Raw genomic sequence first — 26305 nt, 5'->3', positions numbered from 1 at the left:
GACGGGTGATGGTCATGAACGAGACGACGCGGGTGGCCTGGCGGGTGGAGGGCATGGACTGCGCCTCCTGCGTGGCAAAGGTGTCGAGGGCGGTCGAGCGCCTGCCCGGCGTCTCCGACGTCGAGGTGAACCTCATGGCCGAGCGGCTGTCGCTGTCGCTCGCGCCGGGCGCGAGCACGCCGGACGCGGTGGCGAGGCAGGTCGAGGCGCTCGGCTACAAGGCGCACCCGCTGGCCGCGGCGCTGCCCGGCCCGGGACACGCCGATGCGCATGGACCCGATCACGGGCATGACCACAAGCATGACCACGCCGCGCCCGCGGCGGCGGGCCACGACCACGCCGCCGGCGGTCCCGGCGGCCGCGCGGGGGAGGGCGTCGCCCTCGGCCACGCGCACGCCGACCACGACGACCCGGCCGACGCCGAGAAGCCCTGGTATGCCACCGGCAAGGCGAGGCTCGTCTGGATCCTCGGCGCGCTCGTCGGTGCCGCCTGGGGGCTCTCCTTCTTCCTGCCGGAGCGGCTGACCTACCCGCTCTTCCTCGCGGCCACCCTCGTCGCGCTCGTGCCCTTCGGGCGCCGCGCGATCGCGCTGGCCCGCGCCGGCAGCCCGTTCTCGATCGAGACGCTCATGTGCACCGCGGCGCTCGGCGCCGCCGTGATCGGCGCGGCCGAGGAGGCGGCGCTCGTCGTGTTCCTGTTCGCGGTCGGCGAGCTGCTGGAGAACGTCGCCGCCGGCCGCGCCCGCGCCGGCATCCGCGCGCTCGCGCAGCTGATGCCCCGCGTCGCGCTCCGCCTGCGCCCGGACGGCTCGACCGAACAGGTGATGTCCGAGCGACTGGCGGTGGGCGACCTCGTGCTCGTCCGCCCCGGCGACCGCGTGCCCTGCGATGGCGTCATCGAGGACGGCCACTCCGCGCTCGACGAAAGCCCGGTGACCGGGGAGAGCGTGCCGGTGGCGCGCGGCCCCGGCGATCACGTCGTCGCCGGCTCCATCAACGCCGACGGCACGCTGCGCGTCCGCGTCAGCCGCGCTGCGGCCGACAACACCATCTCGCGCATCATCCGCATGGTCGAGGAGGCGACCGCCTCCCGCGCCCCGACGCAGCGCTTCATCGAGCGCTTCTCGGCCTGGTGGACGCCGGGCGCGATGATCGTCTCGCTCCTCGTCATCTTGATCCCGCCCTTCGCGCTCGGCTGGGACTGGTGGACGAGCATCTACCGCGGCCTCGCCGTGCTGCTGATCGCCTGCCCCTGCGCGCTGGTGATCTCGGTGCCGGCGGCGATGGCGTCGGGCCTGTCCGCCGGAGCGCGGCGCGGGCTGCTGATCAAGGGTGGCGCGGCGCTGGAGCGGATCGGCGCCGCCCGCACCGTCGCCTTCGACAAGACCGGCACGCTGACCGAAGGCCGCCCCCGCGTCACCGATCTCCTCCCGGCCGAAGGCCGGTCGGAAGACGAACTCCTGTCCTACGCCGCCGCCGTGGAGGCGGGGTCCGCGCACCCCCTCGCCAAGGCTGTCCTCGCCGCGGCCGAGGCGCGTGGCGTCACGCCGCTGGAGGCGCGGGGCCAGGCGGCGATCCCCGGCAAGGCGGTGCTCGCCACTGTCGGCGAGCGACGCATCAGCGTCGGCAGCCCCCGTCACGCCGCCGAGGCCGGCGTGGCTCTGGGGGGCCTCGCCGCCGAGCTCGCGCGCCTGGAAGGCGAGGGCAAGACCGTCGCCGTGGTGCTGATCGAAGTCGCCCCCCTCGGCCTGATCGCCTTCCGTGACGAGCCGCGCGCCGACGCCGCCGCAGGCATCGCCGCCCTCGGCCGGCTCGGCGTGCGCCCCGTCATGCTCACCGGCGACAACCGCCGCACCGGCGAGGCGATCGCCGTCTCGCTCGGCCTCGACGCCAAGGCGGAGCTGTTGCCGGAGGACAAGCTGCGCGAGATCGCGCGGCTGAAGGAGCGCGGTCCCGTGGTGATGGTCGGCGACGGCATCAACGACGCGCCGGCGCTGGCCGCTGCCTCGGTCGGCGTCGCCATGGGCGGCGGGACCGACGTGGCGCTGGAGACGGCCGATGCCGCCGTGCTGAAGGACCGCGTCGGCGGCGTCTCCGAGCTCGTCGGCCTGTCGCGCGCGACCATGGCGAACGTGAAGACCAACGTCGCCATCGCCATCGGCCTCAAGGCGGTGTTCCTGGTCACCACCCTGCTCGGCATCACCGGCCTCTGGCCCGCCATCCTGGCCGACACCGGCGCGACCGTGCTCGTGACGCTGAACGCGCTGCGCCTGCTCGCCTGGAAGCCGGCCGCGTGACGGCGGGCGGTCACGAGGGGCACGACCACGGCCCGGCCGTCACCGGGGAGAGCGAGCGGCGCATCCGCCTCGTCTTTCTCATGACCGCCGGCTACGCGGCGGTCCAGGCGGCGGGCGGCTGGTTCTCCGGCTCGCTCGCACTGATCGCCGATGCCGGGCACATGGTCTCCGACGCGGCCGCGCTGCTGCTGGCGCTCATCGCCTACCGCGTTGCGGCCCGGGCCGCCGATGCCGCGCGCACCTATGGCTGGCACCGCGTGCGCGTGCTGGCGGCGCTCGCCAACGGCGCAACGCTGCTGCTGCTCGTCGCATGGATCGCGGTGGAGGCGCTCGGCCGCCTGCGCGAGCCGGTGGAGGTATTGGCCGGGCCGATGCTGGCCGTCGCCGTGGTCGGCCTCGCCGTGAACATCGGGGGAGTGCTCATCCTGCGCCGGGGCGATGCCGGCGATTCCAACCTCCGCGGCGCGCTGCTGCATGTGATGGGCGACCTGCTCGGCTCGGTGGGAGCCATCGCCGCTTCGATCGGCATCATGCTGACGGGCTGGACGCCGCTCGATCCGCTGCTGTCGGTGCTGGTCGCAGGCCTCGTGATCCGCTCCGCCTGGGGCCTCGTCGCGGAGTCGCTCCGCGTGCTGCTCCAGGCCGCCCCGCGCGGCCTCGACGCGCGGGCGGTGGAGGCCGACCTCGCGGCCGTTCCCGGCGTTGCGGAGGTCGGCCACTTCCACGCCTGGACCCTGACGGACCGGAGCGACGTCGCGACCGTCCATGTCACCCCCGCGCCCGGTGCCGATCCCCTGGCCCTGCCCGCGCTGGTCGCGGCGCGCCTGCGGGAGCGGCACGGCATCGACCACGCGACGGTGCAGGTGGACCCGCCCGGTGCCATCGCGCCCGCGGCACATTGAGGAGGCCTTGTTGACCGTTCCCTTCGACTGCCCGCGCTGCGGCACCGTCCTGACGATGAGCGAGCGCGCCGGGGTGGAGATCGACTACTGCCCGCAGTGCCGGGGCGTGTGGCTCGACCGCGGCGAGCTCGACAAGATCCTCGAGCGCGCCGACGCGGCGCCCCAGGGGCCTCCCGCCGCGCCGTCGGCGTGGAGCGCGCCGGCAGCCGGCGGCTGGGCGCCAGGTGCCACGCCCGGAAGCAGCTCCTATGGCGGCGGGCACCACGGCGGCCATGGGCGCCGCAAGTCCTGGCTGAAGGAGATCTTCGATTGAGCGGCGGATTGCATCCTGCCCGTCCCTGGCTCGTCGCGGCCATCCTCCTCGCGTGGCAGGTGGTATCGGGCGTCGCGGCCGCGCAGGACATTCGGGCAGGAACCCTGGTGATCAACGGAGCCTGGGCGCGCGCCGTGCCGGCGGATGCCCAGGCGACGGAAGGCTTCGTCGTCGTGCGCAACACCGGCCCGCTGCCGGATCGCCTGATCGGCGCCTGGTCGCGGCAGGCCGAGACGGTGCAGCTGCGCGAGCGCGATCCCGCGTCCGCCACGGCCTTCCGCAGGTCCGAGGAAGGCCTGCCGATCCCTGCCGGAGGCGTGCTCACGATGGAACCCGGCGGGCCGCATCTTGCCCTGACAGGCCTGCGCGAGCCGCTCGGCCCCGGCGCCGCCGTCGGGGTCGTGCTCCGGTTCGAGCGGGCCGGCGAGGTCACCGTCCAGCTGCGCGGACACGACCATTGAGCAGCGAGGACGGAGTGCGGCGCCGCTTCCATGCGGCACGGCGGCGCCGGTCGCTGGCGATCCTGGCGGTCCTGCTCGCACTCGTCGGCCTGTTCTACACCGTCAGCATGGCGCGCGTCGGCAGGCAGCTTGAGCTGCGGCAGGCCGGGCCGGCGGCCCGCCCGTGAGCGCCCATTCCCACACGCTGCCTGCGTCGGCCGACGCGGCCACCCGGCCGCAGCGCCGGGCCATGCTGCTGCGCGGCGCCTCCGCACTCGGGCTTGGGTTGCTGACGCCGCTCGCCTTCGCGCCGCTGCACCTGCTGCCGGCCTTGTTCATCGGCCTCGGTGGGCTGTTCCTGCTGCTGGAGCGCACGCCCTCGATCCGGGGTGCCTTTCTGCTCGGCTGGCTGTTCGGCCTGGGCAGCTTCGCGGTCGGGCTGTCCTGGATCACCGAGGCCTTCTCGGTGGACGCGGAACGCTTCGGCGCGCTCGCCTGGCCCGCGCTCGCTGCGCTCGCCGGCGGCCTGGCGCTCTTCCCCGCGATCGCGCTCGCGGCGGCGCGCGGAGTGGCGGGGCAGACGGGAGGAGGACGGCTGCTGGCGGCCCTCGCCGCCTGCTGGAGCACGGGCGAGTGGCTGCGCGGCACCGTGCTGACTGGCTTCCCGTGGAACCTCGCCGGCCATGCCTGGGGCTTCGCAGACGCACCGCTGCAACTCGCCGCGCTGGTCGGAATCCACGGGCTCGGCCTCGCGACGGTCCTCATCGCCACCCTGCCGGCCCTCGCCGTTTCCGCACGGCGCCTCTGGCCCTTGCTCGCCGCCGTCCTCGGCGTGGCGAGCCTCTGGGGCTTCGGCGCGCTCCGGCTGGGCCAGCCGCTGCCGTCCGACCTTCCGGATGTGCGGCTCCGCCTCGTGCAGCCGGATGTGGCGCAGTCGCTCAAATGGGCGCCGGAGGAACGCGCGCGAATCCTCGGCGAGCTCCTCGCGCTCAGCCGCGCTCCGGGCAGGGCGGGCGCACCGACGCATGTGATCTGGCCGGAGACCGCGGTGCCTTACCTCGTCGCCGAGGAGGCGTCCGTGCGCGCGGCTATGGCGACGGCCGTGCCCTCGGGTGGCGCGCTCGTCACCGGCGCCGTGCGGCGCGCGCCGGACTTCCAGGCCCGGGCTGCCATGCGCAACAGCGTCCTCGTGCTCGACGAGACCGGCGCGATCACCAGCGACGGCTATGACAAAATCCGGCTCGTACCCTTCGGCGAGTATGTGCCGCTCCGCGAATGGCTGCCGGGCGTGCCGAAGCTCACCGACGGCGCCGTGGACTTTTCGCCCGGACCGCCGCCCCTCGCGCTGCCGGTGCCGGGATTGCCGCCCGCCCTGGTGCTGATCTGCTACGAGGCGATCTTTCCTGGACGCCTCCCGGCCGCCGGTCCTGGGCCCGCGTGGCTTCTGACGGTGACCAACGATGCCTGGTTCGGCACCTCGGCCGGGCCGCACCAGCACGCGCTCGCGGCCCGGCTGCGAAGCGTGGAGCTCGGCCTGCCCATGATCCGCGTCGCCAATGGCGGCATCTCCTTTGTCACCGACGCCTTCGGGCGCGAGCGGGCTAGGCTGCCGCTCGGCGCGCGCGGCGTTCTGGACTCTCCCCTACCGGCGGCCTTGCCGGACGGGACGCCCTATGGCCGGTTCGGCGACACGCCGCTCCTCGCCACGCTCGCCCTCCTGCTTGCCGGGGTCGTCCTGACGCGCGGGCGGACGGCATGACGCTCGAGCTCTCCCTCTTCGGCCTGGTCCTCGCCTTCGCCGGCGGCATGGTCTCCTTCCTCTCGCCCTGCGTGCTGCCGCTGGTGCCGGGCTACGTCGCCTGGGTGGCGGGCACCGACCTGGCGACCGCGCGGGTGGAGCGCTGGCGGGCGCTCCGGCTCTCGGCCTTCTTCGTGCTCGGCTTCGGGCTCGTCTTCGTGGGCCTCGGGCTCGGCGCCACCGCTGTCGGCGGGCTGCTGCGGCGCTGGTCCTACGAGCTGACGGTCGCCGCCGGGCTGCTGATCGCGGCCATGGGCCTCCTCCAGATGGGCCTGCTGCGCCTCGCGCCCCTGATGCGCGACCTGCGGTTCCGCCCACCGGCAGAGGGCGGCGGGCCGGCATCGGCGACGCTGATCGGGGTCGCCTTCGGCTTCGGCTGGACGCCCTGCATCGGGCCGGTGCTGGCCGGCGTGCTGGCCGCCGCCGCGCTCACCCCCGGCGCCGGTGCGGGACTGCTCGCCGCCTATGCCCTCGGCCTCGGCGTGCCGTTCCTGCTGGCCGCCTTCTACCTGCCGGCGGCGATGGCCCGGGCGCGGCGCCTCGGGCGGCTCGGCCGAGCGCTGCAACTCGGCAGCGGGGCGGTCATGGTGGCCTTCGGAATCGCGATCGCGACCGGCGAGATCACGCGCCTCGCCATCTGGTTCCTCGAAACCTTCCCCTGGCTCGCGAGGCTCGGCTGATGGAGATGGCGCTTGGCTTCGTGGAGCGCTGGGGCGCCTGGGTCTATCCGGCGCTGGCGCTCTATGCGGCGGTGAAGTCAGGGTTGCTTCCGGTCTTCGCAGCCGGCGCCGCGGCGGCCGGCGTGCTCGACCTCGGACTCGTCGCCGTCGCGCTGTTCGGCGGCACCGTCCTCGGCGAGGAGGCGAAGTTCCACGCCGGCCGATGGCTGGGGCCGCGCCTCTCCGCGGGACGCCCTCGCCTGTCCCGCGCGGTCGAGCGCACGCGTCGCGCGGCGGAACGCTGGGGGGCGGCCTGGGTCCTGCTCTACCGCTGGCCGAAAGGTGGCCGCACGCTCGGGGCGCTGCCACTCGGCGCAGCCGGCTGGTCCTGGCGGCGCTTCGCCCCGCTCAACCTTGCGGGCGCCGCGATCTGGAGCGGCGGAATGCTCGGCTTGGGCTGGCTTGGCGGGGCCGCGATGCTCGGGGCGCTCGACCGGTGGGGAGGTGCCGTCACCGCCCTCCTGTTGGTGGCGATGCTGGTCATGCTCGGCCTTGCCTGGCGCGGTGCCCGAACCCGCGAGGGCATCGCATGAGGCGCTGGGGCCTGCTCGCCGCGCTTGTCGCGATCCTCCTCGATCAGGCGAGCAAGGCCTGGGCGTTGGCCGCGCTGTGGCCGCCCTACAGCGAGGGGATCACGCTGCTGCCCGTGCTGAACCTGCGGCTCGGGTTCAACACCGGAGTCACCTTCGGGATGTTCCGCGAGAGCGCGGCCGAGGCCGTGTGGCTGCTCGTCGCGATCAAGCTCGCGATCGTCGGCTTCCTCGGCTGGTGGCTGTGGCGCACGCGGTTGCGTGCGGAGGCTATCGGCCTCGGCCTCGTCATCGGGGGTGCGCTGGGGAACGTGCTCGACCGGGTGCGACAGGGCGCGGTCACCGACTTCGTGGACGCCCATTACGGCGGCTGGCACTGGCCGACCTTCAACCTCGCCGACGTCGCGATCGTCTGCGGCGTCGCGCTGCTGATGCTTGCGGGGCTGCGCGCGCCCGCCCCCACCTCCTCCGATCCGATCAAGCCGGGAGAAAGCCTATGAAGACCACCCGCCGCACCGCGACCTTCGCCCTTTTCGCTGGCGCCATGGCCCCCGCCGCCCGCGCCCAGCAGGCGCAGCCGCCCTTCGTGGTGACGCCGCCAACCGACGCCACGCCCCGGCCGCTGCCGGGCGAGCGCACCATCGGGCGGGAGGATGCGCCGGTTACGGTGATCGAGTACCACTCGCTCACCTGCGGCAACTGCGCCCGCTTCCACACCGAGATCTTCCCCAAGGTGAAGCGCGCCTTCGTCGAACCGGGGCTCGTGCGCTTCGTCCTGCGCGACTTCCCCCTCGACCGCGTGGCGCTCGACGCCGCTGCGGCGGCGCATTGCGCCGGCCCGGAGCGGTTCGAGGCGCTGATCTCCACCTTCTACGCCAACAAGGAGAGCTGGGCGCACAGCCCCGACGCGCGCGCCTGGCTGCGGCGCACCGTCTCGCTCGCCGGCGTGCCGGCGGAGCGGCTGGAGGCCTGCTGGTCGGACCGCGGCTTCACCGACCCGATCATCCAGTCGCGGCTCGAGGGGACGCGCCAGTTCGGCGTGGACGCGACGCCGTCCTTCGTCATCGGCGGGCGGCTGCACCGCGGCGTGCTCTCCTTCGAGCGCTTCTCCGAGCTCGTCCGGCCCCTGCTGCCAGCCGGCGCGGTGCCGCGTGGCTGAGCGGCCGTTGTCCGGATCGCCAGCCAGGCCAGCCGCCCGCCTGGACGACGTGGACCGCATGAAGGGGATGGTGATCCTCCTCGTCGCGCTCGGCCACGTCGTCGCGCGGGAGCCGCCGGCCGGGCACGCCTGGTGGGACACGCTGCGGGCAGCGATCTACGCCTTCCACATGCCGGCCTTCCTCTACCTCGGCGGGCTCGTGATGGCGCATACGGGCGGGCTGCGGGTCGGTCCGGGCGAGGCGTACCGCGACTACCTTGGCCGACGCGCCGTCCGGCTGCTCGTCCCCTTCTTTGCCCTGGGGCTGCTCGTCGTCGCGGGAAAGCTCGCGCTCGCCCCGTTCCTGCACGTGGACAACGCGCCCGAGGATGCCGGCACGGCCCTGCTCGGGCTGCTTTGGGACACATCGCGCAGCCCGTCGCTCACCGTCTGGTACGTCTTCGTGGCCTTCGTCTACGCGGCCGCCCTGCCGCCTCTGGTACGCCTCTCCGGCGGGAGCGTCGCGCCGGCGGTGGCGCTCGCGCTGCTGCTCTTCGCCCTGCCGGTGCCGCCGATCGCCTATCTCGACCGCGTCGCGGGCTACGCGGTGTTCTTCGCCGCCGGGCTGGTGGCCGGCACCTGCCTGCCAGCCTGGCTCGCCGTCGTGGACCGGCACCGCGGCGCCTTCCTGCTGGCGTTCCTCGCCTCGCTCGGCCTCGTACTGATGCCGGGCGTCCCGCCGGATCTCCGGATGCTGGTGGCGGGCCTCCTCTCGATGCCGGCGCTGCACGCGCTGGCGCGCCATCCCGCCGTCGCACGTCAACGGATCTGGGCGTGGCTCGGGGCGTATGCCTTCGTGATCTACCTGCTGAACACGGTCACCATCGGCTTCACCAAGGCGGTCATGTTCGAGGTGTTCGGAACGTGGGACGGGGCGAACTTCTTCTTCTTCGCACCGACCCTCTTCGCCGCAGGTCTGCTCGGGCCCGTTCTGGCGAAGGTGGTTTTGTTCCGCCGCATTCCGGTTCTGGACCGCCTCACCAATTGACAGAGCACCATCTTATGCATAGGGGCGCAGAGATAGCATCCATCTCGGAAAGCGGTGCTCTTGGCTTACGCCTAAATCTGCTTCGGAGACGGACTAACCAATCGCTGGCGCCTCGGCGATACATGTATTTCAATTTTGTAATAAAAGGGTACGAGGTTTTGCGTTAGAGGCGTGTACGCGGTGCGAGATGCTTGCTGAACCTCTCAAGCCTTTGAACCTTCTTCTGATGGAGGCTTTCGCGTGATTTCTCGTCGGCTGCTGTGGAGTCTGCTTTTGACGTCCATGAGCGCAGGGTCTGCGCTGGCGCAGGGGGCGCACGCGCATGCCAGCCATGGCGGTCAGGTCCAGAAGATCGGCGCATACGAGGTCGAGTTCGTGGCCCGTGGTGGTCAGATCCAGCTCTATATCCTCGACGATCAGGACCGTCCGGTCGATGCGGGGCAGTTCCGTGCGACGGCTGTCGTGCTCGCGCGCGGGAACGATCAGCGGAGTGTTGACATGGCGCCGGCCGGTGAGAACCGCCTCGCGGCGCGGCTGGACTTTCCCGTGGACGGCCGTGTCCGCGCTACGGTGACGCTGCGCGGCACTGGGGGTGCCGAGGTAGGCCGGGCTCGCTTCTCAGTCGATCAGGCACGCTGAAACGCCGGTTCAGCAACGAGACGCTGGTGACGGCAGTGGGCCATGGCAGGAGGGGCAGGACGGGGTGGGCACGGCGTGTCCTGCTCCGCCTGTGCATGCTTGCCATCCTGCTCCCGGCGCTGGTCGCCACATGGCCCTCGACCGCAACAACAGGCAATCCTGATTTCGGTGTGGCTGCCTGGATGGCGGATGACCCGGCCGATAGCAGACCGGAGGTGCCGGGCCTGCGCGCGCATGACCTCTCCTGCGCCCACCATTGCCAAGCGCCTGCTCCGCAGGCCACGCGCGTCCTCGCATCGATCCGGCCGTCCCCCCCGCTCTCCGGATGGCACGAGAATGCCGGGCCATCGTCTCCCCCTTCACCCCTGAAGCGCCCACCCAGGGCCTGACCGACACAGGACCGTACTGCCCGGGCTCCGCTTCTCGCGGACGCCCATGATGCAACCTGTTTGCCGGTTTTGGGCTCATGCGCTCCCCTTGTCTGCCAATCCTGGCGGCCCTCTTGCAGGCCGCCACCATAACCCCTGCTCTCGCCCAGGATGGGGCGCCGGCCCGGCGTCGTGCGGCCGCGCTGCCGCAAGCTGGTGCCGAAGCGCTGCGTCCAGGCGCGGCCCTGAACGCGCTTCTCGAGGCCGCACAATCCAGGTCACCGACGATCCGTGCCGCCGAGCTCCGGATTGCGGCAGCACAGGGTGAGTTGCGGCAAGCCGGCGTCTATCCCAACCCGGAGCTCTCGGTGGACGCCGAGAACATCGGAGGCTCCGGTCCCTACCGAGGCACTCGCTCCCTCGAAACGACCGTTGGCGTCGCGCAGCTGCTGGAGGTGAATGGGGCGCGCACCGCCCGGATCGGCTCCGCGCAGGCGGGCTTGGAGGTCGCCCGCCGGGAACTCGAGGTAGCCCGTCTTGAGCTGAAGCGCGACATCACCATCGGCTATGCCGCCTTTGTCACCGCCACCCGCAACGCAGAGGTCGAGCGTGAGCGGCTGCGGCTGGCGGGTGAAGTGGTGCGCGCCACCCAGGCTCGCATGACAGCAGGACGCGACCCTCTGGTGGAGCTTCGACGAGCCGAAGTTGCCCAGGCGAGCGCCCGCATCGCTATCGAGCGTGCAGAGCGCGAGATTGATTCTGCACGCCGCGCCCTCGCTACGCTGCTCGGTGTCCCCACGATCGACGTCGCCGCCGACAACGCCTGGTTCGAGACCATCGGACCGGCGCCGGGAGCCATCGCTCCGCCTGCAGCCGGAAGCAGCCCCGACCTCGCTCGGCAACAGGCCGAGGTCGCGCGCGTCCGGGCGGCGCTCTCCGCCGAGCGCGCCAATGCTTTACCGAACCCCACGCTACGCGCGGGCGTGCGGCAGTTTCAGGATAGCCGCGACACGGCGGCGGTGGTCGGCCTTTCACTGCCGATCCCCGTCTTCGACCGCAACCGTGGTGCTATCGAGCGTGCGGGCTCGGATCTGGCTCGGGCGGAGGCTGAGGCGCAGCAGGCGGCGCTCGCGCTGACGGCATCGCTGACCGATGCGGTGCGCCGCCTGGATCTTGCCTGGCGAGAGGTCGAATCCACCCGGCGGGTGGTGCTGCCGGCAGCCCGCGAGGCGCAGGCGCTTGCGCGCGAGGGTTATGCCGCTGGCCGCTTCAGCCTTCTGGAAGCACTCGACGCCCAGCGCACCTTCACCGAGGCCCGGCTCCAGCTCAACGCAGCCCTCAACGACGTCCACGCCCGCCGGGCGGAAGTCGAACGGCTCGCTGGCCGGCTGCCGCCCCGGGATCAGCGACAGGGAGACCCTCGATGAAACGTATCCTCCTCCTGTCGACCGGGCTTGCGGCAGGCCTCGCGGTCGGCGTCGTATCGCCTGAGGTCACCGGCGCCATCCGCACCTTCGTGGCCCCACAGGCGGCCCAGGGGCAGGCTGCTCCCGCTGGTGCAGGCCATGGCGGCGAGGAGCATCAGGAGGAGGGCGGACTCATCGAGCTCTCCTCCGACCAAATCGAGGCGGCCGCAATCCGGACCGCTGCTGTCGGACCCGGCGCCATCGATCGCCTCGTCACCGTGCCAGCCACCCTCGGGGCCGATCAGGATCGGCTAGTGCGCGTTCCAGCGCGCGTCACCGGCACTGTCGCTGAGCTTCGCCGGCGCCTGGGCGACCAAGTCGCGGCCGGTGACGTGCTGGCCGTGATCGAGAGTCGTGAGATGGCGGAGGCAAAAGCCGACCTCCTCGCGGCGGCACGCCAGGAGGCCCTGACCCGGACGACCCTTGAGCGCGAGCGACGGCTCTGGGAGCGGCGGGTTTCGGCTGAGCAGGACTACCTGAAAGCCCGGGCCGAGGCTGATGAGGCGCGTGTTCGGCTCGACTTGGCACGCCAGCGGCTGGTGGCGCTCGGACTTGGTGAGGCTGAGGTTTCGGCCCTCTTGGCGGCAGGCAACGGCGCCGCCGCATTCCTGCGGAGACACGAGGTTCGTGCGCCGATTGCCGGACGGGTGATCGCGCGTCGCGCCGAAACAGGCGCCGCGGTCGGCGCCGAGGCGGAGCTGTTCACCATTGCCGACCTCTCGCAGGTCTGGGTCGAGCTCCCTGTACGGCCCGATGACCTGATCTATGTCCGGGAAGGTCAGGAGGTGACGGTGACGCCGCCAACTGGCGGCGACGTTTCCGGCAGGGGGCGTATCGCCTTCGTCAGCCCCGTCGTCGACCAAGAAACCGGCGCGGCGCGGGTGGTGGCGACGCTGCCGAATGCCGAAGGGCATTGGCGGCCAGGCACCTTTGCCGTGGCGGTGATCGCTGCCAGCGGCGGAGAGGCTGAGATCGTCGTGCCGCGCGAGGCGATCCAGACGATCAAGGGCGAGAACGTCGTGTTCGTTCGGACCGAGCGCGGCTTCGAGCGCCGCGAGGTGGTGCTTGGGCGTGGCAACGAGAGGGTCTCGGAGGTGGTCTTCGGCCTCGATCCCGGCGACGTTGTGGCGACCGCAAACTCCTTCGTCCTAAAGGCCCAGCTCGCACGCGGCGAGGCAGCCCACTCCCATGCGCACTGACGCCCGAGCCGGCCAGGGGACGCACTGAGCATGATCGATCGCATCCTGACCTTGTCGGTGCAGCACCGCTGGGTCGTTGTCCTGTTGACTGCCTTGGCCGTCGTGGTGGGTGCGATGGCACTGACACGACTGCCCATCGACGCCGTACCTGACATCACCAACAATCAGGTGCAGATCAACACCGTCGCACCCTCCCTGTCGCCGGTGGAGGTCGAGCGCCAGGTCACCTTTCCAATCGAGAACGCGATGGCGGGGATCGCCGGACTGAGGTCGACCCGATCGCTCTCGCGGAACGGCTTCAGCCAGGTGACGGCAGTCTTCGATGACGGCGTCGACATCTATTTCGCCCGCCAGCAGGTGCTGGAGCGGCTCGCCACGGCGCGCGAGAGCATGCCTGCAGGCGTCGAGCCGAAGATGGGAGCGATCTCCACCGGGCTCGGCGAGATCTACATGTGGTCCGTCGAGTTCGCCCCCGAGGGCGATCCGGCAAGGCCAGCACCGCGGGACGGACAGCCCGGGTGGCAAACAGATGGCAGCTATCTCACGCCCGAGGGCGAGCGCCTCACGGATGACTTCCGACGCGCAGCATACCTTCGGACCCTCCAGGACTGGGTGATCCGCCCGCAGCTGCGCACGGTGCGCGGTGTGGCCGGCGTCGACAGCATTGGCGGCTACGAGAAGCAATATCACGTGCAGCCGCACCCGGCCCGCCTTGTCGCACTCGGCCTCACCTTCCAGGACGTCGTGAACGCGCTGGAGCGCAACAACGCCAGCGTCGGCGCGGGCTATTTGGAGCGCGGCGGCGAAGCCTATGCGGTCCGCGCTGATGGACGGGTCGGCAGCATGGAGGAGATCGAGGCCATCCCCGTCGCCTCCCGAGAAGGCGTCCCCATCCGGATCCGCGACGTTGCCACCGTGGCAGTAGGGCGGGAGCTCAGAACCGGCAGCGCCAGCCTGAACGGCGAGGAGGTGGTGATCGGCACGGCGCTGATGCTGATCGGCGAGAACAGCCGCACCGTCGCGGCCGCCGTCGCGGCCCGCGTTGCGGAGGTGAACCGCGCCATGCCGCCCGGTGTGCGTATCCGCCCCGTGCTCGACCGCACGGTGCTGGTGGATGCCACCATCGCGACGGTGTCGAAGAACCTCGCCGAGGGTGCGCTTCTCGTCATTGCCGTGCTCTTCCTCCTGCTCGGGAACATCCGGGCCGCTCTGGTCACGGCCGCGGTCATCCCGATCACGATGCTGCTTACCGCCACCGGCATGCTTCGCGGGCACATCAGCGCGAACCTCATGAGCCTCGGCGCGCTCGACTTCGGCCTGATCGTGGACGGTGCGGTGATCATCACCGAGAACGCCTTGCGGAGGCTTGCTGAGCGCCAGCACGAGGAGGGGCGAACGCTCAGCTTAGCCGAACGGCTGGAGACGGTCGCGGCAGCCGCCAAGCAGATGGTGAAGCCGAGCCTATACGGTCAGGCGATTATCATCCTGGTCTACTTCCCGATGCTGACCTTCAGCGGCGTCGAGGGGAAGATGTTCACGCCGATGGCGCTGACGGTGATCATCGCGCTCGTCGCCGCTTTCGTGCTCTCGCTGACCTTCGTCCCGGCGGCGATCGCCATTTTCGTCGGCGGGCGGGTGACGGAGAAGGAGAACCGGGCGGTCCTGGCCCTTAAAGCTGGCTACCGCCCGGCGTTGCGGGGAGCAACGGCGGCGCCGATTCCGGTCATCCTCGCCACGGCCCTTCTTTTTGGCGCATCGCTGGCTCTCTTCGCGCGCCTGGGCCAGGAGTTCATCCCGACCCTCGACGAGAAGAACCTCGCCGTCCAGGCGCTGCGGGTGCCGAGCACCTCGTTGACCCAATCCCAGGCGATGCAGTCGGTCGTGGAGCGGACCATCAGCCGCTTTCCCGAGGTGGCTTTCGTCTTCAGCAAAACGGGCACGGCGGAGATTGCGACAGACCCGATGCCGCCGAACATCTCCGACACCTTCATCATGTTGCGCCCGCAGGAGCAGTGGCCGAACCCGAGCATGTCGAAAGCGGAGCTCGTGACACGGATCGAGGAGGCCGTCTCCCGGCTCCCGGGAAACGCATATGAGTTCACGCAGCCGATCCAGATGCGCTTCAACGAGCTCATCGCCGGCGTTCGCGGCGATATCGCGGTCAAGATATTTGGCGACGAGTTCGAACCGATGCTCGAGGCCGCCGAACGCGCGGCGGCGATCCTCCGGGCGACACCTGGTGCGGTGGATGTGCGCGTGGAGCAGGTTTCCGGCCTGCCCTTCCTTGACATCCGGGTGAACCGGGCCGCGGCGGCGCGGCGGGGGCTGTCGGTGGCGGACGTGCAGGATGCAGTGGCGATCGCCATTGGTGGTCGCGAGGCCGGATTGGTGTTCGAGGGCGATCGCCGCTTCGACATCGTCGTTCGGCTCCCGGATGCCCAGCGATCGGACTTGGATGCTCTGCGGAACCTTCCCGTGCCGCTGCCGGCTGGGGCCCGCGGGGTCCAGATGGTGCCGCTGCGGGAGGTGGCCAGCTTCCGGGTTACGGAGGGGCCAAACCAGGTCAGCCGGGAGAATGGGAAACGCCGCGTCGTAGTACAGGCCAATGTCCGTGGGCGCGACATTGGGTCGGTGGTCGCAGAGGCTCAGGCGCGTATCGCTCAGGAGGTCCGGCTGCCGCCAGGATACTGGACCGAGTGGGGCGGGCAGTTCGAGAACCTCGTCGCAGCGCGGCAACGGCTTGCGATCGTCGTTCCGGCCTGCTTTGCCCTGATCCTGCTGCTGCTCTTCTCGGCGCTTGGATCCTGGCGAGATGCCGTGGTCGTCTTCAGTGGTGTGCCGCTGGCGCTGACCGGCGGCATCTTCGCTCTCTGGCTGCGTGATATGCCGTTTTCGATCTCTGCAGCGGTGGGCTTCATTGCCCTTTCAGGCGTGGCCGTCCTGAACGGCTTGGTGATGGTGAGTTACATCCGCGAGCTTGCGGGAGAGGGGCGACCCTGGCGCGAGGCCATCATCGAAGGGGCGCTGACCAGGTTGCGGCCAGTCGTCATGACCGCGCTCGTCGCTGCTCTCGGCTTCGTGCCAATGGCGCTCGCAACCGGGACAGGTGCCGAGGTGCAGCGTCCCCTTGCCACGGTTGTCATCGGAGGCCTGATCAGCGCGACGGTGCTGACCTTGGTGGTGCTGCCCGCGCTGCTGGTCCGCTTCGGCAAACCACCGAGCGCTTCACCCACATCCTTTTCGACGTTGTCCGACACCCGCCAGCACCGTCCGCCGACGCCTGCGCGGGAGCCGGCGATGGCAAAGTGAGGCATGGTCATGAGAAGGATCATCTTGGTTACGCTCGCCGGGGCTGGCCTCCTGGGCTGCGCCGGTGTGGGGCAGAGCCGTCTCGATGCCTTGCGGACGGAGCAACCAGCGGCAGTGATGGAGGCAGGAGGCACGTATCAGGATGTTGCCGCTTGCCTTACCGACCACGTGCTGCGAGCCAATTTGCAGGCTGTGCCGAACATATGGCCAGCCGAGCGCCGCGCCACGGTCACAGCGTACTCGACGAGCGGCATCCGGCGGGCCGTGACGTCTCTGCGCCTCGAGTACGAAGTCATCGGCACGGGACCTTCCGCATCCCGCGTGGTTCTCCGCCGGCCCAGCATGCTCATCAAGTCAGGCGATGCGACGCCTGACCTGCGGGCGGCCTTGGGCGCTTGCGGCTTCCAAACGGCGAGCATCGAACGTCAGAGCGTCGGATGACACGCGATCATTCACGGGATCAGAGGTTGCCCCCGGCTGCTCCGGCTGGCATCAAGCCTGCATGCGTGGGCAGGTTGCAATTTGCGCGGCGGGACTGAGCGCAGCCCTGATGCTCACTCCAGGGCGCACGTTGGCCGCGCCCTGCCCGATCGGCATGCCGGTGGCTGGCGAGAAATCCTCGGCCTTCGGCGCGGCGCGAGGCGGGCGGGGCCACAGCGGCGCCGACATCCGGGCGCCGATCGGCTCGCCGGTCCGCGCCGCCTCGGGCGGGGTTGCCACCTTCGTCGGCCGGTTCTTCGACTATGGCCTGATGGTGGAGATCGAGCACCCTGACGGCAGCCGTGCCCGCTACGCCCATCTGGCCCGGTTCGCGCCGGGCCTCTCGGCCGGCGATCGCATCCGCGCCGGGCAGGACATCGGCATCCTCGGCCGCACCGGCCGCACGACGGGGCCGAACCTGCATGTCGAGCTGCGCCGGCACGGCCGGCCCGTGGATCCCTGGCCGTGGCTGACCCGCACCGCCTGCGCGGAATACCTCGAAGTCGCGGAGGCGCCGGAGCGGTGAGGCGCCTCCTCGCCGAGCTGCGAGGGCCGGTCGCGGCCCTCCTCGCGCTGGCGATCCTCGCCCGGCTGGTCACGCCGCTGGCGGCGATGGCAGCGGCAGAGCGCGCGGCGTTCGACGCCACGGTTCGGGCGAGCCTCTGCCTCCCCTCCGGCCTGCCGGCACCGGATGCGCCGGACGCCCCTGCCGCGGAGGCTGCCGGCCATTGCCCCTTGTGCCGCCTGCCGGACGCGGACCCCCTCGCGACGCCCGCCGCGGCGCCAGCCCTGGCAGCGCCGGCCCCCTGGCCGTTGGCTGCCCCGCCCGCATCGCACCTCGCGGATGCAAGCTTGCCACCGCCGCGCGGCCCGCCGCCGGCCCGCGCGCCGCCTCCCTCCCCGACGATCGGCTGAACCCGCCGGCGATCCCGCCGGCCGCCACCTTCGTCCCGGAGTTCTCCTCATGCGTCGTTCCCTCCTGCGCGCGGCCGTGGCCGGCGCGCTGCTGCCCGCGCTCCCCGCCGCCGCACACGACTACCGCGCCGGCGACATCGCCATCGGCCATCCCTGGACGCGCGCCATCGGCGCCGCCGCGCCGACCGCCGCGGGCTACATGTCGCTCCGCAACGGCGGTACCGAACCTGACCGGCTGGTCGCCGCGAGCTCGCCGCGGGCGCGGAGCGTCGAGATCCACGAGATGACGATGACCGACGGCGTGATGCGCATGCGCCCTCTCGCCGGCGGCATCGCGATCCCGCCCGGCGGCACGGCCTGGCTGCGGCCGGGCGGCACCCACCTCATGCTGATCGGCCCGGCCGGCCCCTTCGCGCAGGGCGAGAACGTGCCCGTCACGCTGCGCTTCGAGCGGGCCGGCGAGGTGACCGTGGACCTCGAAGTCGCCGCCGCCGGCGCGCGTGACGCCGCGCCACACGGGCACTGAGGATGCTGCGCGCGATACGATGGGCGGCCTGGGGCGGCGTTGCCGTCCTGGGCTTCCTGCTGCTGGCGACCGCCGGTGGCTGGCTCGTCACCGACGGCCCGCTCGGCGACCGCCGCGTGGCGAGCGGGCCGGCGAGCCTGCCGATCGGCGGCCCCTTCGCGCTGACCGATCACCGCGGCCGCGCGGTGACGGAAGCGGACTTCCGCGGCAAGCCGGTCGCGATCTTCTTCGGCTTCACACACTGCCCGGATGTCTGCCCGACGACGCTCGCCGAGATGACGAGCCTCATCGAGGCGCTCGGCCCCGCCGCGGACCGCATCCACTGGCTCTTCGTCAGCGTGGATGCCAGCCGCGACACGCCGGAGACGATGGCCGCCTACCTGGAGGCCTTTGATCGCCGCATCCTCGGCCTCTCCGGCACCGAGGCGCAGGTCGAGCAGGCGGCGCGATCCTTCCGCGTCTACTACCGCCGTGTGGCGCTGGAGGGCGGCGGCTACACCATGGACCACTCGGCGAGCATCTTCCTGCTCGACGCCGCCGGACGCTTCGCGGGAACGGTGGACTACAAGGAGAGCGAAGCAACGGCGCTGGAAAAGCTGCGCATGCTTGCCGGCGCTGGTCCGGCGTAGGGTAATGCGGTGTCGGACGGCTCGATGATCCCGTGCGATCCGCTCCCCCAGATGGGTCCGAAGTTGCCGAGGGGGCGGGGCCGGAGCCCCGCCCGCCCGGTAGAGTTCAGGCCGTGCCCTTCAGCTCAGCCATGCGCTCGGTGAGGGTCCAGAGCGCCCGGTTCAGCCGCACGTCGCCGTCAACGCCCGTCACCTCGCGCGAGGTCACCCGCCGCGGCCGGTTCTGCGCGTCGCGGCCCCACGCGGTCAGCCCGCCGCGGACGGCGTTCTCCTGCACCCGGTTGAAGGTGCGCCAGAGGTCGTCACCGGCGTCCTCCGCCCGCCGCGGCGCGAGCAGCTGCTCGGCCGTGATCGGCGTCTCGGTCCGCCCCTCGGCGTCGCCGAAGCGCAAGGTCCGCGCCGCCTCGCCGAAGGCGCGCTGCTCGTCACGCGTCAGCGTCACCCCCTGCCACGCCTCCGCCGCCTCCAGCGCGCGGCGCGCGTCGTCGAGCACGGCGAGGCTGCCCTCGACCACCTGCCGCACGACATCTCCCTTGTGCGGCACGCGCACCTCCGCGCCCTCCCGGTCGGCCACGATCATGCCGTTGAGGCACACCAGCCGGAACACGCCGGACATGACGCGGTAAGCGCTCGTGCCGTCGTGCGAGTTGAGCAGCACGATCTCGGGGAAGGTCTGCCCCACGCGCCGTTCCGCCAGCGGCTGTGCGTCGGCGTGACGGAAGCGGAGCAGGTGCTTCGTGTGCCCGCGCCGCCCCGCGTCGCGGGTGCGGGCCTGACCTGCCGCCATCGGCAGGAAGCCGGCGTCGCGGAGGCCGCGGATGACGTCGGCGGTCGGGATGTAGGCGTAGCGCGCGCTGCGGCTCTCGTGCGCCTCCCCAGCAAAGGCGGAGGGCGCCACGCGGCGGATGTCCTCGTCGGTAAGGGGGGTGATGCCGTCGGGGCGGAGGATGGTGGTGCGGCCGATGAACGACATGGTGTCTAGCCCTTTCTCTTGCCTCTCGCAGCGGGAAGCAGCCCCGCTGCTTCCCTGCCCGTCGGCGAGACCGGGGAAGGAGGGGTGGCATGCGGGCGGGCGCGGCCGGGCCCCGGAGGGAGCGTGGCCCCTGGGCCATGCGAGCGAGGGGTCCTGCCGCGCCGTAGGCCGCGTGCCGAGGGGAACCTCGGGGCGGCGCCCCGTGGTGCCCCGCACGACGCCGCGTCCGCGGCGAGAGTGCCGTTTCAGTGCGCCGGCTCAGCGGGAGGAGCCATGCCGCGCATGGCTCCAGCGAGACAGCGGGAAGGCCTTGGAGGCTGCCGCGGCGACGGCGATACTGCGCCTTGCATGAACGAGGGCAGGAACGATGTGGCGAGTGGTGTGGCAACGGGTGCCAGCCGCTTGCCTTGGGACCTGCACCCCGCACTGACCGCGGAGCGCTTGTCGGCCTGCGCGCGATTGCTCGCGCGCGGCCGCGCCGATGCGGTCGCCATGGCCGACCCGTGGGCCGGCGACGACGCCTGGTCCATCGGTTGCCGCGCCTACTCCTTCTCCCGCAACCGGCTACGCCAGGCGGCTGAGGGTGGGCGCTACCGCTGGCTCGGCGTGCTCGATCACACGCACCATTTCGTTTTTCTCATTGATGGCGTGCCGGTGCGCTTCTTCCGCGGCGACGCAGAGGATCCCTCGAAGCGCACGCTCCGCCAGCAGGAGAGCGAGGCGCAGCAGCTCGCGCTGGCCCTTGGCGACGCGGGCGGGTCGGAGGGGCTGATGTTCCGCCTCGCCGTCGAGACCGGCGAGGGCGGCGAAGTGGCGCGCGTCGTCTTCCTCGCGCTCCGAGGTGAGGAGGGCGCGGTGGAGTGCTTCTGGCCGGTACCGATCGAGGTCGAGCCGGTGTCGGTTGGCGGAAGAAGCAACTCCGGTCCGGCAATGCCGCTGCCACTTGCCCGGGAGGATTCGGGGCGTGCCGGGCCGGCCCGGACCAGCCGCCGCGGAGCTTCGACGCGGAAGGCAGCGGAATGACGGCTTTCACAGGCCTGTCATTTTCGCTTCGGTCGCGGGCCTACCCGCAACACCACTGTTGAGACAGTCTACACAGTTGGTCGGCCTGCGGTCGGGCCTGAAGCCGCGTTGCGGACGCTGGCAACTCCGTGCTCCGGATCAACGAATCCAGGCAAAACCCAACTCCATTCCGCTTTAGCGACCGATTTTGCCTGTATTTTCGACCCTCCCTCACGACATCGTATACAACTCAGGCTTGCGGCGGACGGAATCCTGCACGTAGCCTTGCGAGGCGTCACCCGGCGCCGGCAGGCTCGACATGAGAGCGATTTGCGGATTTCGCCTTTCTGTTCTGGACGCTAGGCAGGCCGGCCAGATAGCGGGGCGTGCCCCTCGGCGGGCGCCGTGGCCCGTTTCGCAGCCCAGCAAAGCCGGCGTAACCTCCGGTCCCGCGCGGGGCGCGGGGGAAGCGTGGGAGAGATCGGAGAGGGCGAGCTGCGCGCGAAGCTGCGCGGCGGCGAGCGCATCACGGGGGTCATCGTCGTCGTGCGGACGGCCGACGACACCCTCGAATACACCCCGTTCCTGCTCCTCTCCTGGCGCCGCGGGTACTACCGGATCTCACGCTGGCGCGGCGGCGAGCGGCGCTACCGCGAGTTCGGCCGCCTCCTTCGTCTGCTTCGCGATCTCGGCTGGGTGGACGGCGTCACCGTCTTCGACGCCGCCGACCCGAAGCTCCGCCGCGTGCGCGCCGTGGCGCACGCCCTCGGCGTTCCGCCGGCACCCCGGGGCAAGAACGGGGGTGGCGTTGACCCGGCGCCTGCCGAAGTCCTCGGAAGCGCGCCGCCAGCCGACGGCGACCACGACGACGAGGCCGAGCCGGCCATCTGACGGAAGCACCGGCCTCCTTCGCGAGGCCGTCCGATGACCGGCTGCGAAGCACTGGCCGGGCTTGCCCTCTTCGCCTGCATCGCACGCGACCCGCGTTGCCTGCCGCCGGAGCACGCGCCGCTCCTGCCCTATCTGGCCGCCGTCGCCGAGCAGGAGAGCGGCTTCCGGCCACTGGCCATCCGTGACGAGGCGACGGGGGAGAGCCTCTTCCCGGCCACCCGCGAGGAGGCACTGCGGATCGCCACGGAGCGCGACGCGCGCGGCCACACCCTCGGCATCGGCTGGTTCCAGATCACCCACCGTGCGAACTGGCGCCGCCACGGCCTGACGATCGCCACCGCGCTCGAGCCCTGCGCCAACATGCGCGCCGGCGCGGCGCACTACGCCGCCGACCTGCACGACGCCGCCGCGCGGCGGTTCAACAGCGGCCGCGTCGCCGACGCCCCTCCCCGCACGGTCGTCTATGCGCGCCGCGTGACCGCCGGCGCCGAGCGGATGCGCGGCGCGCTCGCGGCGGAGGCGCCGCCTTCGGCCCCGCCCGCCCCGCCGGAGAGCTGGGACGTCTGGGCCGTGCCCGCGCCGCCGCAGCCGGCGCCCTCCCCTCCTCCCCCCGATGAACCCGAGGCCGCATCGGCGGGCGGTCCACTCGAACCCTCGCGCCTCGTCGTGGAGATCATCCGGTGAAGACCAAGCTCCCGAACCTCCGCCTGCTCCAGCTCGACCCCCAGCAGCGCCAGGTGCTGGCGATCGCCCTCGCGCTCGCCCTCGTGCCGGCGATGGCGCACGCGCAGACGGCGGACACCATCGTCCAGTGGTTCGTCACGACCTATGCGCGCGGCCTCATCAACGCCGGCATCATCGCGCTCGCCATCCTGTTCCTGCTGATGCGCTTCAGCGTCGGCATCGTCTGCGCCGTCGCCGGCGGCGGCCTGCTCTTCGCCAACCGCGATGTCGTCGCCGGCATGTTCGGCGTCTGACCATGGCGGCGCGGACCGAGGCGGAGCGGCGGGAGATGGAGGACACGCTGCATGTCGGCGCAACCAGGCCCGCCATGCTGCTCGGCCTCCCCGTGCTGCTCGCCGTTGCCCTCCTGCTGCTCGGCTACCTCGTCTGGATCAACGTCACCGGCTGGAGCGGGCTGGTCTGGGCGGTGACCGTCACCGGCCCCGCCTGGGTCTTCGCCCGCTTCACGGTCGCCCACGACCTCTACGGCATCGACGTGCTGCTGGGCTGGTTTCGCACCGGCGGCCTCGCCCTCGACCGCGGCGCCTGGGAGGGAGCCTCGACCCGCAGCCCCCTCCCCCTCCGGCTGCCCGCGCGTGCCAGGGGGATGCGCCGTGCTTGACGAGATCCGCGAGCGGCTGACCTTCCGCGACAAGCCGGCCGACGAGTACCTGACGATCGACCGGCACGTGGCCGACGAGGTCTGCATTCTCGAGGACGGCACGCATCTCGCCGTCGTCCGCTTCGACGGCAAGGCGCTCGGCCTCCTCGACGAGGACGGCCGCTACGCGGAGCGGCGCCGGCGCCACGCCGTCTACCGCTCGCTCGCCGGCGCAGGCGTGATGATCTACGAGCACCTGGTCTGCCACGACCGCGTCGAACCCTTCCCGCTCGGCCGCTTCCGCAGCGCCTATGCCGAGGCGCTGGCGCGCGACTACCACGCTGCTATCTCCCCCGGCCTGCTGGCCCGCGAGTGGTTCGTCACGGTCCTGGTGCGCCCAGGCCGGGTCACGGGCCTCCTGCGCCGTGCCCTGGGCAAGACGGCCGAGCGCGACGAGGCGGTCGTGGCGGAGGTCGAGGACCGCTGCGCCACCCTCCTCCGCGCCCTGCCGGACTACGGCCCGCGCCGCCTCGGCATCCGGCTGGAGCGCGGCATCGCCTTCTCCGAGATCGCGGAGGCCATGCGCCTCGTGCTGTACGCGCGCTGGGCGCCCGTGCCGGTGCCCGACGGGAAGCTCGCCGGCGCGATCTACACCGACCGCGCCCTCTGCGACCGGGGCGGAGTGGAGATCCAGGCGTCGGGCGGCCCGGCCTTCGCCCGCAGCTTCGGTTACCGGGACTACCCCGAGAAGGTGCCGCCCTGGGCGCTCGACGGCCTCGCCGCCTTCGGCGGGCGCATGGTGATGACGAACAGTTTCGGCTTCCTCACCCGCGCCTCGGTCACCGACCGGTTCGGGCTGCGCGAGACGCAGATGGAGAACGCCGGTGACCGCGCCGCCTCGCTGATCGAGGGGCTCGGCGACATGATGGACGACGTCGCCAGCGGGCGGACCGTGTCCGGCGACCACCACTGGTGCGTGACCGTCCACGCCGACAGCTATCCCGCGCTGGCCGCCGCCACGGGGGAGATGCGCTCCCTCCTGGTGAATGCCGGCCTCGCCGTCGTGCCGGAGAGTTGGGGGAGCGAGCCGGCCTTCTGGGGCCAGCTCCCAGGTGCGCCGTCCTGGCTGCGCTGCCGGCACGGCGTCATATCCGGCTACAACTTCGCTTCCCTCTCGCCGCTGCTCGGCTTCCCGCGCGGCGGCGGCCGGGGTCACTGGGGCCCGCCCCTCCTCCGGCTCCGCACGGCCGGCTCGACGGCACACGACTACCAGCCGCATGTGGACGGGGTGGGCCACACCCTGCTCTTCGGGCCGACGGGCATCGGCAAGACCGTGATCCTCGCGCTCTGCGCGGTCCTGATGGAGGCCCAGCTTGCGCCCGAGGGTGGTGTCGTGGTCGTCCTCGACGCCGACGGCTCCAACGAGCTGACAGTGCGCGCCTGCGGGGGCGCCTACACCCGGATCCTGCGCGGCCAGCCCTCCGGCATGGCGCCCATCAAGGCGCTGCCCGACACGCCGGAGGCGCGCGCCTGGCTGCTGGAGTTCACGCTCGGCCTGATCCAGAGCGACGGCGGGCCGATGCCCTCCCCCGGCCAGGTCGAGCGGCTGGCCCGCGGCATCACCTTCCTGCTCCGCCGCCGGCCGGAGATCCGCAGCTTCGCCGCGCTCCGCCAGTTCGCCGACCATGCCGAGGGCGGCTGCGGCGAGCGCCTCGCGCGCTGGTGCCGCGGCGGGGCACTCGGATGGGCTTTCGACGGCGAGGAGGACCGCATCCGTCTCGATGCCGGCATCGTTGGCATCGACAACTCCGAGCTGCTGGCCGAGGACGCGGCGACGGTGCGCGCCCCGATGGCCGCCTACCAGCTCTTCCGCATCGGCGAGCGCGTGGGCACCGGCGTGCCCGGCGCCGTGCTGGCGGACGAGGCGCAGGCCTACCTGCCGGACGCCCGCTTCGCAGCGGGGTTCGAGCGCTTCGTCACCCGCCTCCGCAAGGGCAACGGGATGCTGTGGCTGGCCATGCAGCAGCCCCAGGCGGTCCTGCGACACCCGATCGGCCAGGCGCTCGTCTCCAACAGCCCGACCAAGCTCCTTTTCCCGAACCCGGCGGCCGAGGCCGAGGCCTACCGCGAGGGGCTGCACTGCACCGAGGGCGAACTCGAAGCGGTGCGGGAGGGCATGCTCGCCGCGGGCAAGGGCACGTTCCTCGTCAAGCGCGAGGGCGGCAGCTTCGTCGCCCGCGCCGACCTCTCCTCCCTCCCCGACCACCTCGCGGTGCTCTCCGGCAACCCGCGCCGGCGCGCGCTCGCGCACCGGATCATGGCCGAGGTCGGGGAGGATCCCGCCGCCTGGATCGCCGAGTACCGCCGCCGCCACAGGGAGGCCGACCAGCCATGACGCCCATCCGACCCGCGGCCCTGGCCGCCGCCCTCGCCCTGCTGGCCGCCGGCGCCCCGCCGGCGGCTGCCCAGGGCATCCCCGTCTACGACAACGCCAGCAACCTGGCGCGCATCGCGGAGGCCGCGCGGGCGCTCCAGCAGGCGCTGGCCCAGTACCGGATGCTCGAGGCCACCTACAACTCGCTCGCCCACGCTACCGACGTGAGCAGCGTGGCCGCGGCGCTGGGCGGGGCGACGCGCACCTACATGCCGGAGGCGGGCCAAGTCGTCGGCCTCCTGTCGGGGGCGGGGAGCGTCTATGGCGCGGCGAACGGCCTGCTGGCCCTCGGCCGCTACGCGGACGTCGGCGTCGACAGCCCCTGGGCGCAGGAGATGCAGCGCCGCGAGCTGGCGACGGCGAACTTCCGGGCCATCGGGCAGGCGGGGCTGGAGGCCTCGCAGCGGAGCGTCCTCAGCCTCTCCTCCCTGCTCGACCGCATCACGGCCTCGCAGGACGTGACGGAGGTGAGCGCCGTAAACGGCGCGCTCGCCGTCGAGCAGCAGAACATCGAGCACCACAAGGCGCAGATCGCGCAGGTGCAGCTGATGCTGGCGACCGAGGAGAGGGTCGAGCGGCAGCGGGCCGAGCAGCAGCGCTGGGAGAGCGCGCGGACGCTCTACGAGAACACCAGCCCGGTCACGGACACGCTGCGATGAGCCGCCGCCTCCTGGCTGCCGCCATGATCCTCGGGGGCCTCACCGGCGCGCCGCCCGCCCAGGCGGAGCCCTACGACATCCCCTGGTTCAGGGCGCACCCCGAGGCGCGCCGCGCGTGGCTGCAGCGGTGCCACGATGACGTGGCCCTGGCCAAGACGAGGGAGTGCCAAAACGCCGAGCTGGCCGGCACGCGGGAGGAGCTGGGCGCGCCGGCACGCCGAGGCCCGAACGGCCAGCCCGTCTTCCCGCCGGTCCCGCTGCGGCCGGAGTTCCAGCCGTGGCCGCGCACGCGGAACGCCGACCGTG

General features: G+C 72.0%; 27 protein-coding genes. 26 read left to right on the top strand and 1 reads right to left on the bottom strand.

Annotation, left to right across the window (positions count from 1 at the left end; all coding sequences use genetic code 11):
• The first annotated feature begins 14 nt into the window (after window positions 1-14).
• From ACK8OX_RS20365 to ACK8OX_RS20280, 18 genes are all read left to right on the top strand, one after another.
• Window positions 15-2297 carry a heavy metal translocating P-type ATPase gene (locus ACK8OX_RS20365; RefSeq protein WP_430666077.1) on the top strand — a complete coding sequence of 761 codons (2283 nt, stop codon included), beginning with the start codon at window positions 15-17 and terminating at the stop codon, window positions 2295-2297.
• Entirely contained in the window at window positions 2294-3199 is a 906-nt protein-coding gene (locus tag ACK8OX_RS20360; RefSeq protein WP_430666076.1) for a cation diffusion facilitator family transporter, read from the top strand. Before ACK8OX_RS20365 ends, ACK8OX_RS20360 begins: the two co-directional genes overlap by 4 nt.
• Before the next feature lie 10 nt (window positions 3200-3209).
• Window positions 3210-3512 carry a zf-TFIIB domain-containing protein gene (locus ACK8OX_RS20355; protein ID WP_430666075.1) on the top strand — a complete coding sequence of 101 codons (303 nt, stop codon included), beginning with the start codon at window positions 3210-3212 and terminating at the stop codon, window positions 3510-3512.
• On the top strand, window positions 3509-3973 hold the full coding sequence (locus ACK8OX_RS20350; protein ID WP_430666074.1) for a copper chaperone PCu(A)C: 465 nt from the start codon (window positions 3509-3511) through the stop codon (window positions 3971-3973). Before ACK8OX_RS20355 ends, ACK8OX_RS20350 begins: the two co-directional genes overlap by 4 nt.
• Complete coding sequence (locus ACK8OX_RS20345) at window positions 3970-4140, top strand: hypothetical protein (protein ID WP_430666073.1); 171 nt, start codon at window positions 3970-3972, stop codon at window positions 4138-4140. Before ACK8OX_RS20350 ends, ACK8OX_RS20345 begins: the two co-directional genes overlap by 4 nt.
• Window positions 4137-5711, top strand: a complete 1575-nt coding sequence (gene lnt, locus ACK8OX_RS20340; protein ID WP_430666072.1) for an apolipoprotein N-acyltransferase — start codon at window positions 4137-4139, stop codon at window positions 5709-5711. The genes ACK8OX_RS20345 and lnt overlap by 4 nt, the downstream gene beginning before the upstream one ends.
• A complete protein-coding gene (locus ACK8OX_RS20335) occupies window positions 5708-6430 on the top strand; it encodes a cytochrome c biogenesis CcdA family protein (RefSeq protein ID WP_430666071.1) in 723 nt (240 codons plus the stop codon). Before lnt ends, ACK8OX_RS20335 begins: the two co-directional genes overlap by 4 nt.
• Window positions 6430-7002, top strand: coding sequence for a DedA family protein (locus ACK8OX_RS20330; RefSeq protein ID WP_430666070.1), 573 nt, complete (start codon window positions 6430-6432; stop codon window positions 7000-7002). The genes ACK8OX_RS20335 and ACK8OX_RS20330 overlap by 1 nt, the downstream gene beginning before the upstream one ends.
• Entirely contained in the window at window positions 6999-7499 is a 501-nt protein-coding gene (gene lspA, locus ACK8OX_RS20325) for a signal peptidase II (RefSeq protein ID WP_430666069.1), read from the top strand. Before ACK8OX_RS20330 ends, lspA begins: the two co-directional genes overlap by 4 nt.
• Window positions 7496-8158, top strand: coding sequence for a thioredoxin domain-containing protein (locus ACK8OX_RS20320; RefSeq protein ID WP_430666068.1), 663 nt, complete (start codon window positions 7496-7498; stop codon window positions 8156-8158). Before lspA ends, ACK8OX_RS20320 begins: the two co-directional genes overlap by 4 nt.
• Window positions 8159-8216: 58 nt before the next feature.
• Window positions 8217-9185, top strand: a complete 969-nt coding sequence (locus ACK8OX_RS20315) for an acyltransferase family protein (RefSeq protein ID WP_430666112.1) — start codon at window positions 8217-8219, stop codon at window positions 9183-9185.
• A 282-nt stretch (window positions 9186-9467) separates the two neighbouring features.
• Entirely contained in the window at window positions 9468-9824 is a 357-nt protein-coding gene (locus ACK8OX_RS20310; RefSeq protein ID WP_430666067.1) for a hypothetical protein, read from the top strand.
• Window positions 9825-10326: 502 nt separating this feature from the next.
• On the top strand, window positions 10327-11619 hold the full coding sequence (locus tag ACK8OX_RS20305) for a TolC family protein (protein ID WP_430666066.1): 1293 nt from the start codon (window positions 10327-10329) through the stop codon (window positions 11617-11619).
• Window positions 11616-12857 carry an efflux RND transporter periplasmic adaptor subunit gene (locus ACK8OX_RS20300; RefSeq protein WP_430666065.1) on the top strand — a complete coding sequence of 414 codons (1242 nt, stop codon included), beginning with the start codon at window positions 11616-11618 and terminating at the stop codon, window positions 12855-12857. Before ACK8OX_RS20305 ends, ACK8OX_RS20300 begins: the two co-directional genes overlap by 4 nt.
• A gap of 30 nt (window positions 12858-12887) precedes the next feature.
• A complete protein-coding gene (locus ACK8OX_RS20295; RefSeq protein ID WP_430666064.1) occupies window positions 12888-16166 on the top strand; it encodes an efflux RND transporter permease subunit in 3279 nt (1092 codons plus the stop codon).
• A 595-nt stretch (window positions 16167-16761) separates the two neighbouring features.
• Window positions 16762-17172, top strand: a complete 411-nt coding sequence (locus tag ACK8OX_RS20290; protein ID WP_430666063.1) for a M23 family metallopeptidase — start codon at window positions 16762-16764, stop codon at window positions 17170-17172.
• 438 nt (window positions 17173-17610) lie between these two features.
• Window positions 17611-18087, top strand: coding sequence for a copper chaperone PCu(A)C (locus ACK8OX_RS20285; RefSeq protein WP_430666062.1), 477 nt, complete (start codon window positions 17611-17613; stop codon window positions 18085-18087).
• Between the two features lie 2 nt (window positions 18088-18089).
• Window positions 18090-18716 (top strand): SCO family protein, encoded by a 627-nt coding sequence (locus tag ACK8OX_RS20280; protein WP_430666061.1) that lies wholly within the window; start codon window positions 18090-18092, stop codon window positions 18714-18716.
• A gap of 106 nt (window positions 18717-18822) precedes the next feature.
• On the opposite strand, the gene ACK8OX_RS20275 is transcribed toward ACK8OX_RS20280, so the two are convergent.
• Entirely contained in the window at window positions 18823-19689 is an 867-nt protein-coding gene (locus tag ACK8OX_RS20275; RefSeq protein WP_430666060.1) for a DUF932 domain-containing protein, read from the bottom strand.
• A 348-nt stretch (window positions 19690-20037) separates the two neighbouring features.
• On the opposite strand from ACK8OX_RS20275, the gene ACK8OX_RS20270 reads away from it, so the two are divergent.
• The 8 genes from ACK8OX_RS20270 to ACK8OX_RS20235 form a co-directional block, all read left to right on the top strand.
• Window positions 20038-20712, top strand: a complete 675-nt coding sequence (locus ACK8OX_RS20270) for a hypothetical protein (RefSeq protein WP_430666059.1) — start codon at window positions 20038-20040, stop codon at window positions 20710-20712.
• A 450-nt stretch (window positions 20713-21162) separates the two neighbouring features.
• A complete protein-coding gene (locus ACK8OX_RS20265; protein ID WP_430666058.1) occupies window positions 21163-21582 on the top strand; it encodes a hypothetical protein in 420 nt (139 codons plus the stop codon).
• Between the two features lie 33 nt (window positions 21583-21615).
• Window positions 21616-22266 (top strand): hypothetical protein, encoded by a 651-nt coding sequence (locus tag ACK8OX_RS20260; RefSeq protein ID WP_430666057.1) that lies wholly within the window; start codon window positions 21616-21618, stop codon window positions 22264-22266.
• Window positions 22263-22559, top strand: a complete 297-nt coding sequence (locus tag ACK8OX_RS20255; RefSeq protein ID WP_430666056.1) for a hypothetical protein — start codon at window positions 22263-22265, stop codon at window positions 22557-22559. The genes ACK8OX_RS20260 and ACK8OX_RS20255 overlap by 4 nt, the downstream gene beginning before the upstream one ends.
• Before the next feature lie 2 nt (window positions 22560-22561).
• Window positions 22562-22927 (top strand): VirB3 family type IV secretion system protein, encoded by a 366-nt coding sequence (locus tag ACK8OX_RS20250; RefSeq protein ID WP_430666055.1) that lies wholly within the window; start codon window positions 22562-22564, stop codon window positions 22925-22927.
• On the top strand, window positions 22920-25301 hold the full coding sequence (locus ACK8OX_RS20245) for a type IV secretion system protein VirB4 (protein WP_430666054.1): 2382 nt from the start codon (window positions 22920-22922) through the stop codon (window positions 25299-25301). Before ACK8OX_RS20250 ends, ACK8OX_RS20245 begins: the two co-directional genes overlap by 8 nt.
• On the top strand, window positions 25298-25999 hold the full coding sequence (locus ACK8OX_RS20240; RefSeq protein ID WP_430666053.1) for a type IV secretion system protein: 702 nt from the start codon (window positions 25298-25300) through the stop codon (window positions 25997-25999). The genes ACK8OX_RS20245 and ACK8OX_RS20240 overlap by 4 nt, the downstream gene beginning before the upstream one ends.
• A partial coding sequence (locus ACK8OX_RS20235; RefSeq protein ID WP_430666052.1) for an EexN family lipoprotein occupies window positions 25996-26305 on the top strand: 310 nt, incomplete at its 3' end. The genes ACK8OX_RS20240 and ACK8OX_RS20235, both read left to right, overlap by 4 nt.

The sequence above is a fragment of the Falsiroseomonas sp. CW058 genome, assembly GCF_050563535.1.
Lineage (GTDB): Bacteria > Pseudomonadota > Alphaproteobacteria > Acetobacterales > Acetobacteraceae > Falsiroseomonas.
The sequence above is the reverse complement of the archived record's forward strand: the minus strand, read 5'-3'. Positions and strand labels throughout refer to the sequence as shown.

What these genes read in the sequence shown, in the direction of transcription:
- ACK8OX_RS20365 (WP_430666077.1), top strand. Translation starts at nt 15, where the DNA reads ATGAACGAGACGACGCGGGTGGCCTGGCGGGTGGAGGGCATGGACTGC.
- ACK8OX_RS20335 (WP_430666071.1), top strand. Translation starts at nt 5,708, where the DNA reads ATGACGCTCGAGCTCTCCCTCTTCGGCCTGGTCCTCGCCTTCGCCGGC.
- ACK8OX_RS20330 (WP_430666070.1), top strand. Translation starts at nt 6,430, where the DNA reads ATGGAGATGGCGCTTGGCTTCGTGGAGCGCTGGGGCGCCTGGGTCTAT.
- lspA (WP_430666069.1), top strand. Translation starts at nt 6,999, where the DNA reads ATGAGGCGCTGGGGCCTGCTCGCCGCGCTTGTCGCGATCCTCCTCGAT.
- ACK8OX_RS20320 (WP_430666068.1), top strand. Translation starts at nt 7,496, where the DNA reads ATGAAGACCACCCGCCGCACCGCGACCTTCGCCCTTTTCGCTGGCGCC.
- ACK8OX_RS20315 (WP_430666112.1), top strand. Translation starts at nt 8,217, where the DNA reads ATGAAGGGGATGGTGATCCTCCTCGTCGCGCTCGGCCACGTCGTCGCG.
- ACK8OX_RS20310 (WP_430666067.1), top strand. Translation starts at nt 9,468, where the DNA reads ATGAGCGCAGGGTCTGCGCTGGCGCAGGGGGCGCACGCGCATGCCAGC.
- ACK8OX_RS20300 (WP_430666065.1), top strand. Translation starts at nt 11,616, where the DNA reads ATGAAACGTATCCTCCTCCTGTCGACCGGGCTTGCGGCAGGCCTCGCG.
- ACK8OX_RS20295 (WP_430666064.1), top strand. Translation starts at nt 12,888, where the DNA reads ATGATCGATCGCATCCTGACCTTGTCGGTGCAGCACCGCTGGGTCGTT.
- ACK8OX_RS20290 (WP_430666063.1), top strand. Translation starts at nt 16,762, where the DNA reads ATGCCGGTGGCTGGCGAGAAATCCTCGGCCTTCGGCGCGGCGCGAGGC.
- ACK8OX_RS20285 (WP_430666062.1), top strand. Translation starts at nt 17,611, where the DNA reads ATGCGTCGTTCCCTCCTGCGCGCGGCCGTGGCCGGCGCGCTGCTGCCC.
- ACK8OX_RS20280 (WP_430666061.1), top strand. Translation starts at nt 18,090, where the DNA reads ATGCTGCGCGCGATACGATGGGCGGCCTGGGGCGGCGTTGCCGTCCTG.
- ACK8OX_RS20275 (WP_430666060.1), bottom strand. Translation starts at nt 19,689, where the DNA reads ATGTCGTTCATCGGCCGCACCACCATCCTCCGCCCCGACGGCATCACC.
- ACK8OX_RS20270 (WP_430666059.1), top strand. Translation starts at nt 20,038, where the DNA reads ATGAACGAGGGCAGGAACGATGTGGCGAGTGGTGTGGCAACGGGTGCC.
- ACK8OX_RS20260 (WP_430666057.1), top strand. Translation starts at nt 21,616, where the DNA reads ATGACCGGCTGCGAAGCACTGGCCGGGCTTGCCCTCTTCGCCTGCATC.
- ACK8OX_RS20250 (WP_430666055.1), top strand. Translation starts at nt 22,562, where the DNA reads ATGGCGGCGCGGACCGAGGCGGAGCGGCGGGAGATGGAGGACACGCTG.
- ACK8OX_RS20240 (WP_430666053.1), top strand. Translation starts at nt 25,298, where the DNA reads ATGACGCCCATCCGACCCGCGGCCCTGGCCGCCGCCCTCGCCCTGCTG.